The organism is Parafrankia sp. Ea1.12 (assembly GCF_900465275.1).
Taxonomy (GTDB): Bacteria; Actinomycetota; Actinomycetes; order Frankiales; family Frankiaceae; genus Parafrankia; species Parafrankia soli.
Map to the genome: position 1 here is coordinate 1 of NZ_UBIZ01000524.1, position 9,019 is coordinate 9,019.

Consider the following 9,019-nt stretch of genomic DNA (forward strand, 5'->3'; position numbering starts at 1 on the left):
CCAGGGCGGGGAGCGGGGTGACGGCGGCCGGCGGGCCCCCGGGCCGGGCCGGGAGCCCGAGTACGGGCGGGCCGGCAGGCCCGATCCGGGCCGCGGTCACCGCGGGGAGCCACCGCGTGCCGGCGCGCGCGGCGCGGGCGGTCCCGCCGACGAGATGTACCGCTCGTCCACCGATCCACGCCAGCGCCCGCCCGTGCGCGCCGACGACGGCCTCGAGGCGCTGGAGCCTCTCGACGGCTTCGACGACGCCGAGACCCGCCTGCCCAGCCGGGCGGCGAACCATCCCGGCGACGACCGCCGGCGCAGGGGCTGGTAGCCGATGGATCCCACCGCGCCGAGCGAGCTCGTCCTCCTGCTGGTGAAGATCGGCTTCCTGGCGCTGCTCTGGGGGTTCGTCCTGGTCGCCATCCGAGCTGTCCGCCTGGACATGTTCGGGCCGACCAAGCGCCAGCAGCGACGCCAGCCAGTAGTCGCGAGGGCACCGTCCCCCACTCCCGGGGGGCGTCCCGAACGTGTCAGATCGCCACGCCAGAGCCCACGCCCAGCCCCCGCGCCACCCATCAACCCGGCTCCGAGCCGGCTCGTGGTCACAAAAGGGCATCTTGCCGGCACAACAATCCCACTAGGTCCCGAGGCAATCACCATCGGACGGGCACCGGACTCGACTCTGGTCCTCGAGGATGACTTCGCGTCAGGACGGCATGCGAGACTCGTTCCTCACGACGGACAGTGGTTCGTCGAGGACCTCGGCTCGACCAATGGCACATTCCTCAACCGCACGAAGGTGACGAGTCCCATGCCGGTACCTCTCGGCGCGCCGGTCAGGATCGGGAAGACGGTCCTGGAGCTTCACCGGTGAGCCTCAGGCTTCACTTCGCCGTCCGCTCGGATGTCGGGCACGTCCGAGAAGGGAACGAGGACTCCGCCTACGCGGGTGCCCGCCTGCTCGCGGTGGCCGACGGTATGGGCGGCCACGCCGCCGGGGAGGTCGCGAGCTCGACCGTCATCTCCCGGCTGGCCGAACTCGACGAGCACCTCGACGCGACAGACCTGCTCGAGGAGCTGTCCGACGCCGTCCGGGACGCCAACCGTCGCCTGCGCGACATGGCGATGGAGAACAGCTCCCTGGACGGGATGGGCACCACGGTGACCGCGATGCTGTCCTCCGGGGAGCATCTCGGCCTGCTGCACGTGGGCGACTCCCGCGCGTACCTGTTGCGCGACGGCGTGCTGACGCAGATCACCCATGACCACACCCTCGTCCAGGACCTGGTCGACCAGGGTCGGATCACCCCGGAGCAGGCGAACACCCATCCGCAGCGGTCGCTGCTGATGCGGGCGCTCGACGGCCGCGAGGTCGAGCCGGACGTCTCGATGCGCCAGGCCGTCGACGGGGACCGCTACCTCCTGTGCACCGACGGCCTGTCCGGGGTGGTCAGCGAGGAGACGATCCTGGAGGCGCTGCTGCTTCCTGCGCCGCAGGATGTGGTGGACCGCCTGGTCGAGCTCGCCCTCAAGGGCGGCGGCCCGGACAACATCACGGTGGTGGTCGCGGACGTCATCGACGACGACCTCGACGACGACGCCCCGCTCGTGGCGGGCGCGGCCGCGGAGAAGCGCGTGGTCCCCGGGGCGGCGGCGGCCCGCACCGGACCCAACCCGCGCAACACCGACTCCGAGTCGGCGGCGGCGAAGGCGGCCCGCATCGGTCGGCCGGGCTTCCACCGCCGGGGCTCCGGCGACCGCCACGACGATCCCGACGACGACCCCGAACGAGGCACGGCCCACGGCGGCCGGCGCCGCCTGTTCATGTCGACGGTCGTGCTCGTCCTGGTGGTCGCCGGCGCGGCAGCCGGCTGGACGTACGTGCGCGGCCAGTACTACGTGGGCGTCGACGACGATCACGTGGCGGTCTTCCAGGGGCTGAAGGGGAGCATCGCGGGCATCTCGCTCTCGACGGTGCGCTCCCGCCACCAGCTCCTGTCCGAGGTCAACGAGCCCTTCCAGGACACCGTGCGCCAGGGCATCGAGGCCGACGGCCTCTCCGAGGCCCAGCGCATCGCGGCCGACCTGCCCACGGCGTCCCCGGCCGCCTCGACCACCGACACCGCGCCGACCACGTCCCCCACCCGGGCGCCGGATGCGAAGACGTCCAGGTCGGATCCGCTCCCGACCGTCGACCCCACGTGCCTGGGCGCGGTGACCGGCGCCGCGCCGCCACCGGGCTGCCCCGGGGTGGGCGTGACGCCGTCCCCGTGAGTCCGGACGCGCAATGACCCTTCCCCCGCTGCGCCGGCCGAGGTCGGCGGACCTGACGGCGACGTTCGCCGGGTTCCCGCTGCCGAGCGGGCTCGAGCTGCCGCCGTACCGCCGCCGGGAGCTGTTCCTGCTCGGTTACGCCGGCGTGCTGGCGACGGGCGCGTTGGCCGCGCTGATGCTGGCCCACGACGGGACGATCGGCTTCCAGGTCTTCACCTACGGTCTCGGCTTCTTCTCGCTGTGGGCGCTGGGGCACCTGGCCGTCCGCCGGTTCGCGCCGGCGGCCGACCCGGTGCTGCTCCCGGTGGTGGCGGCGCTCAACGGGATCGGCCTGGTCATGATCTACCGGCTGGACCTGGCGAAGGCCGACAGCGCCCGGCGCGCCGGCAACCCGATCCCGACCGGCGCCGCGCAGACCCAGCTCGTCTGGACCCTGCTGGCGATCGTCGTGTTCGTAATGGTTCTGGCGGTCGTGCGCGATCATCGGGCGCTGTCCCGCTACGCCTACACGCTGGGCCTGGCAGGCCTGGTCTTCCTGGTCCTGCCGATCGCGCCCGGCATCGGGGCCACCATCAACGGGGCCCGGCTGTGGCTGCAGGTCGGGCCGTTCTCGTTCCAGCCCAGCGAGGTCTCGAAGATCGCCCTGATGATCTTCTTCGCCGCCTACCTGGAGAACAAGCGGGACGTCCTCTCCCTGGCGTCGCGGTCCTTCCTCGGCATGAAGATCCCGCGGGCACGTGACCTCGGGCCGGTGCTCGTGGCGTGGCTGGCCAGCCTGGGCGTCCTGGTGGTGCAGAAGGACCTCGGCTCGTCCCTGCTGTTCTTCGGGATGTTCCTGGTCATCCTGTACGTGGCGACCCAGCGCGTGTCGTGGGTCGCGATCGGCCTGGGCCTGTTCATGCTCGGCGCCGTGGTGGCGCACAGCCTGTTCAGCCACGTCCAGGTCCGCGTCGACGGCTGGCTGCACGCCTTCGACGGCAACAACCCGTCCAGCACGTCGTTCCAGCTGGTCCAGGGCCTCTACGGGTTCGCCGCGGGCGGGCTGACCGGCACCGGGATCGGCCAGGGCAGCCCGCAGCGGGTTCCGTTCGCCAACACCGACTTCGTCATGGCCAGCCTGGGCGAGGAGTTCGGGCTGACCGGCGTGATGGCGATCCTGCTGCTGTACGCGCTCGTGGCGGCCCGCGGCATCCGGGCGGCGCTCGGAGCCAAGGACCCGTTCGGCAAGCTGCTGGCGACCGGCCTCTCCGCGACCGTCGCGCTGCAGGTGTTCGTGCAGGTCGGAGGCGTCATGCGGCTCATCCCGCTGACCGGCCTGACGCTTCCGTTCGTCTCCTACGGCGGTTCGTCCATCGTCGCGAACGCCGCCATCATCGCGCTGCTGCTGCGGATCAGCGACGCCGCGCGGCGCCTGGAGGAGCCCGTCCCGGACGCCCCGCTGTTCGACCCGAACGCCGTGGCGGAGAGTCCCACCCAGGTGGTGAAGACCACGTGAACACCCCGGTTCGCAAGGTCGCCCTCGCCTGCATGGTGCTGTTCGCCGCGCTGCTGGTGAACGCCAACTGGATCCAGGTGGGCCAGGTGGACCGGCTCAAGACCGAGCCGACGAACGCCCGCCAGATCACCGAGCGCCTCGAGCGCCAGCGCGGCGGGATCATCGCCGGCGAGACCGTGCTGGCCACGTCCGTCCCGGTCGACGACGAGTACAAGTTCCAGCGGCAGTACCCGAACGGGCAGCTCTATGCCAACCTGACCGGCTACTACACGCTGTTCACGGCCTCGGGCCTCGAGCGCTCCGAGGACGTCTTCCTCTCCGGCGACGACGACCGGCTGCTGGCGAGCCGGGTCACCGACCTGTTCACCGGGGAGGAGCGGCGCGGCGGCACGGTCGTGACGACCATCGACCCGCACGTCCAGCAGGCGGCCATGGACGCGCTCGACGGGCGCCGGGGCGCCGTCGTCGCGCTCGACCCGTCCACCGGGGCGATCCTGGCGATGGTCACGACCCCGTCGTTCGACCCGAACACGCTCGCGACCCATGACGAGTCGGCGGCGACCGACGCCTACCAGCAGCTGTCCACCAACAGCGACCAGCCGCTGCTCAACCGCGCCGCGCAGCAGACCTATCCGCCCGGCTCGACCTTCAAGCTGATCACCGCCGCGGCGGCGCTCGCGCACGGTACCGAGCCGGAGACCCGGGTCGCCGCACCGGATGAGCTCACCCTCCCGCAGAGCACCACAGTGCTACCCAACTTCGGGGGGGAACGCTGTGGGGACGGCCGGACCGATACCCTGACCCACGCATTGACCATCTCCTGCAACACAGCGTTCGCCCAGCTCGGGATCGATCTGGGCGACGACGTCCTCCGTGCCCAGGCGGAGGCGTTCGGTTTCAACTCGACGATCGAGGACTTCCCGCTCCAGCAGGCCCGCAGCGTCTTCCCGTCCGACCTCGACGGCGCGCAGACCGCGCAGTCGGCGATCGGCCAGTTCGACGTCCGGGTCACCCCGTTGCAGATGGCGGAGGTGGTGGCGGCGATCGGCAACGGGGGTGTCCGGATGAAGCCCTATCTCGTCTCCGAACTGCGCGGGCCGGATCTCAAGCGGCTCGACCACACCGAACCGACCGAACTGAACAAGCCCGTCTCACCCGAGGTCGCCGCCAAGCTCACGACGATGATGGAAAGTGTCGTGACGTCGGGCAGCGGCCGCAGGGCCCAGATCGACGGAGTGGACGTCGCCGGCAAGACGGGCACCGCCGAGCACGGCACCGGCGAGCCACCGCACACCTGGTTCGTCGGCTTCGCTCCCGCCAGTGCCCCGAAGGTCGCGGTGGCGGTGATCGTCGAGGATGGCGGCGGCGAGTTCGCCACCGGCGGCGCCGTCGCAGCACCCGTTGCCAAGGAAGTCATGCAGGCCGCATTGGACACGCAACGATGAGCACATCCGCCAACAGCCCGTCGCCGTCGCAGCCGTTCGCCGGCGCCGCCTCCCCCAACACCGTGCTCGACAACCGCTACCGCCTGGACGGCCGCATCGCGACCGGTGGGATGGGCGAGGTCTGGCGTGGCCTCGACCAGACGCTCGGCCGTCCCGTCGCGGTGAAGCTGCTGCGCCCCGAGTACGCCAGTGACGAGTCGTTCCTGGTGCGCTTCCGCGGCGAGGCCCGGCACGCTGCGCGGCTGTCCCACCCCGGTGTGGCCTCCGTGTACGACTACGGCGAGGTCTCCACCGCCGACGACTACCCGACCGCCTACCTGGTGATGGAGCTGGTGGAGGGCGAGCCGCTCTCCGCGCTGCTGCACCGGGAGAAGCGGCTGAGCCCCGACCGGATGCTCGACATCCTCGGCCAGTCCGCCGACGCGCTGCAGGCGGCGCACGCCCTCGGCGTCGTCCACCGCGACGTCAAGCCCGGCAACCTGCTGCTCCGGACCGACGGAGCGGTGAAGGTGACCGACTTCGGCATCGCGCGCGCGGTCGACGCGGCCCCGCTGACCGCGACCGGGATCATGATGGGGACGGCGTACTACGTCTCCCCCGAGCAGGCGTCCGGGCGCCCGGTGACCCCCGCGAGCGACGTGTACTCGCTCGGCGTGGTTGCCTACGAGTGCCTGGCCGGGCGGCGGCCGTTCGACGACCGCAACCCCATCGTCGTCGTCATGGCCCACCAGCAGGACACGCCACCACCGCTTCCGTCGGACATCCCGTACCAGGTCAGGGCCCTGGTCGAGTCGGCGATGTCGAAGGACGCCTCGCGCCGGCCGAGCTCGGCGGGCGCGTTCGCCCGCTCGGCGGCCAGCATCCGGCGCAGCCTGTGGAACTCCGACGCCGGGCGGTGGAGCGGCACCCCGGGTGCCGGGGACGCCACCGCGCGCCATCCCGCGCCACCCGCGCCACCGCACCTGGGGCCGGTGCCCCCGCGGGCGCCGACCGCCCCGCGCACGCCGTCGTGGAACCGCTCCGGCGGCGCGTCCTGGACCCAGCAACCTCCACCGGCGGACCCGACCGCCGCGGCACCCGGCATGCCGGCCACCGCCCTGCAGCCCTCCCCGGGGCAGGGCGGCTCCGGGCCGGGCGCCGGGCGCGGCGGCGGCCCGGGACGGCTCTACGGGCCGGGCGACTACTCGTCCGACCCCCGCAACCCGTCCGACTACCGCAATCCCTCCGACTACCGCAACGACTATCCGCCCGGCGGCGAGCACGGCCCGGGGTGGCACGGCGGCCGGGACGACGGCGGGCACCGGGACGACGGCGGGCACCGGGACGGCAGCGGGCACCGGGACGGCGGGCCCGGCGATCCGGCCAACACGCTTTACCAGCCGTCGCCGTCCTGGTCGGACCCGCCGGGCGACGGGCCGGGTGGCCGGGTCGCGCACCGCCGGCCGGGCGCCGCGGCCCAGCGCCGGCGGCTCCCGCTGCCGGTACTCATCGCGCTGCTGATCCTCACCGTGTTGGTGGTAGCAGTGATCACTCGCACCGTCGCCGAGGCGGGCGGCTCCAAGGACGGGGCAGCCGCCACGTCGAATGTGCTATATCTCACACCCGCGGAGGGTGAGATCGTCGGCCCGGCCGGCGAGGCGGCTGGCACGGTGGTGGCCGGCGCTGCAGAGCCGACGACGGGTGACAACCTGTGACGGATGTAACTGACAGGTACGAAGCTCAACCGAGACTGGTCGGTGAGCGCTACGAGCTCGGTGGCTGCATCGGCTACGGCGGCATGGCCGAGGTCTACCGGGGCCGCGACATCCGGCTGGGCCGCGAGGTAGCGGTCAAGACGCTGCGCGCCGACCTCGCCCGCGACCCGACCTTCCTGGCCCGGTTCCGCCGGGAGGCGCAGTCCTCGGCCTCACTGAACCATCCCGCGATCGTCTCGGTGTACGACACCGGCGAGGACGTCATCAACGGGACCCAGCTCCCGTACATCGTCATGGAGTTCATCGAGGGCCAGACCCTGCGGGACGTCCTGCAGGCGCAGGGCGCCCTCGACGAACGGCACGCCATGCAGGTCACCGCGGAGGTCTGCGCGGCGCTGGACTACAGCCACCGGATGGGCATCATCCACCGCGACATCAAGCCCGCGAACGTGATGCTGGCCTCCGACGGCTCGGCCAAGGTGATGGACTTCGGCATCGCCCGCGCCACCACCGCCACGACGTCGAACATGACCGCGACGTCCGCCGTGATCGGCACGGCGCAGTATCTCTCCCCCGAGCAGGCCCGCGGCGCCCGGGTGGACACCCGCAGCGACGTCTACTCCACCGGCGTGCTGCTCTACGAGCTGCTGACCGGCGAGCCGCCGTTCCGCGGCGACAACCCGGTCGCCGTCGCCTACCAGCACGTGCGGGAGATCCCGCCGCCGCCGTCGAGCCACGACTCCCGGATCTCCCCCGAGGCCGACGCGGTCGTCCTGAAGGCGATGGAGAAGGACCCCGACGACCGGTACGCCACCGCCGGCGAGATGCGTGACGACCTCGAGCGCGCGCTGAGCGGGCACCGCGTCCACGCCATGATGATGGGCGCGGGCGACGAGACGATGCTCGGCGGTGCGGGAGCGGGCACGGCCGGCACGGCGCTGCTCGGCCGCTCCCGCGGCGGCTACGACGACCGGTACGAGGGCGGCGGCTACCAGGGCCGCTACGACGACGGCTACGACGAGCCGGGCGGGTACGACGACGGCTACGGCGAGCAGACCCGCGTGCGCGGCGAGCCCTACGACCGCTACGACCAGACCGGCCCCGTCGACCGCTACGGCAACGCCGGCCCCCCCGGTCACCGCGCCGGCGACGACCGGGACCGCGAGGGCTCGTCGACCTGGAAGTTCGTCCTCGCCGGGCTCGGCGCGGTCGTCGTCTTCGTGGTGGTCGCGCTGCTCGCCTCCTCGCTGCTCGGCGGCGGGGGCGGCGGTGACGACACGGCCGCGGCCGAGATCACCATCCCGTCCGGGCTGAAGGGCCAGCCCTACGACGCCGTCGTGGGCCGGTTGCAGAGCGAGGGCTTCACCGGGCGCTTCGACAAGCAGACCCAGGAGAGCACGGACGTCGCCCCGAACTCTGTGCTGGAGATCTCCCCGGGCGAGGGCCAGACCATCGCGGCGGACGGCACGATCTCCATCACGGTGGCGATCGCGCCGGGCCAGGTGACCGTCCCGCAGGGCCTCGCCGGCATGACCCAGCAGGCGGCGACGGACGCGCTGACCGCCCTCGGGCTGCAGGCGTCGCCGATGCAGTACTACGAGGCGGCGAACCAGGGCGTGGGCAAGGTCGAGAAGACCGAGCCCGAGGCCGGGCGCCCGGTCGACTCCGGTAGCTCGGTCACGATCTGGGTGGTCAGCTCGACGGTCAACGTGCCCAACGTGACAGGCAAGGCAGCGCAGGCGGCCATCTCCGAGCTGCAGCGGTACGGCCTCACCGCCGTCCAGGAGACCGTCGTCAACAACGCCCAGCAGCCAGGCACTGTCACTGACCAGAGCCCGTCCGGCGGCGCCGTCAACCGCGGCTCGAAGGTGAAGATCTTCATCGCGGCGGAGAACCAGCAGCCGACCACCCCGCCGGCGACCGCCACCACGGCGCCGCCGACCGATACTCCACCGGTCATCATCGATCCGACGACCCCACCGGCGACGACCCCGCCGGCGACCACCACGCCGCCGACCGGCGGCGGGACGCCGACGAACGGCCAGCAGCCCGGTGCCGCCGGGCCCCTGCGGGGAGCGCTGAACCGATAGCGCTCCTCTGAGTAACGGCTGATCCCCCGCCCGCCC

6 protein-coding genes and 1 pseudogene are annotated in these 9,019 nt (G+C 72.4%); all 7 read left to right on the top strand.

From position 1 onward, the window contains the following. Positions 1–316, top strand: a pseudogene (locus FMEAI12_RS30570) (DUF2662 domain-containing protein); the annotation flags it as partial. A gap of 3 nt (positions 317–319) precedes the next feature. Continuing rightward, positions 320–859 carry an FHA domain-containing protein gene (locus FMEAI12_RS30575; protein ID WP_083391044.1) on the top strand — a complete coding sequence of 180 codons (540 nt, stop codon included), beginning with the start codon at positions 320–322 and terminating at the stop codon, positions 857–859. After that, positions 856–2,259: a PP2C family serine/threonine-protein phosphatase gene (locus tag FMEAI12_RS30580; protein ID WP_112108761.1), complete on the top strand. Its 1,404-nt coding sequence runs from the start codon at positions 856–858 to the stop codon at positions 2,257–2,259. Before FMEAI12_RS30575 ends, FMEAI12_RS30580 begins: the two co-directional genes overlap by 4 nt. A 13-nt stretch (positions 2,260–2,272) precedes the next feature. Then, a complete protein-coding gene (locus tag FMEAI12_RS30585) occupies positions 2,273–3,754 on the top strand; it encodes an FtsW/RodA/SpoVE family cell cycle protein (protein WP_112108762.1) in 1,482 nt (493 codons plus the stop codon). Beyond that, positions 3,751–5,199: a penicillin-binding protein 2 gene (locus FMEAI12_RS30590; RefSeq protein WP_112108763.1), complete on the top strand. Its 1,449-nt coding sequence runs from the start codon at positions 3,751–3,753 to the stop codon at positions 5,197–5,199. Before FMEAI12_RS30585 ends, FMEAI12_RS30590 begins: the two co-directional genes overlap by 4 nt. Further along, a complete protein-coding gene (locus FMEAI12_RS30595) occupies positions 5,196–6,893 on the top strand; it encodes a serine/threonine-protein kinase (protein ID WP_112108764.1) in 1,698 nt (565 codons plus the stop codon). The genes FMEAI12_RS30590 and FMEAI12_RS30595 overlap by 4 nt, the downstream gene beginning before the upstream one ends. Next, positions 6,890–8,983: a Stk1 family PASTA domain-containing Ser/Thr kinase gene (pknB, locus tag FMEAI12_RS30600; RefSeq protein WP_112108765.1), complete on the top strand. Its 2,094-nt coding sequence runs from the start codon at positions 6,890–6,892 to the stop codon at positions 8,981–8,983. Before FMEAI12_RS30595 ends, pknB begins: the two co-directional genes overlap by 4 nt. Positions 8,984–9,019: the final 36 nt, after the last annotated feature.

Excerpts from the sequence above, each read along its gene's own strand:
- FMEAI12_RS30595 (WP_112108764.1), top strand. The coding sequence starts at position 5,196 with ATGAGCACATCCGCCAACAGCCCGTCGCCGTCGCAGCCGTTCGCCGGC.
- FMEAI12_RS30575 (WP_083391044.1), top strand. The coding sequence starts at position 320 with ATGGATCCCACCGCGCCGAGCGAGCTCGTCCTCCTGCTGGTGAAGATC.
- FMEAI12_RS30585 (WP_112108762.1), top strand. The coding sequence starts at position 2,273 with ATGACCCTTCCCCCGCTGCGCCGGCCGAGGTCGGCGGACCTGACGGCG.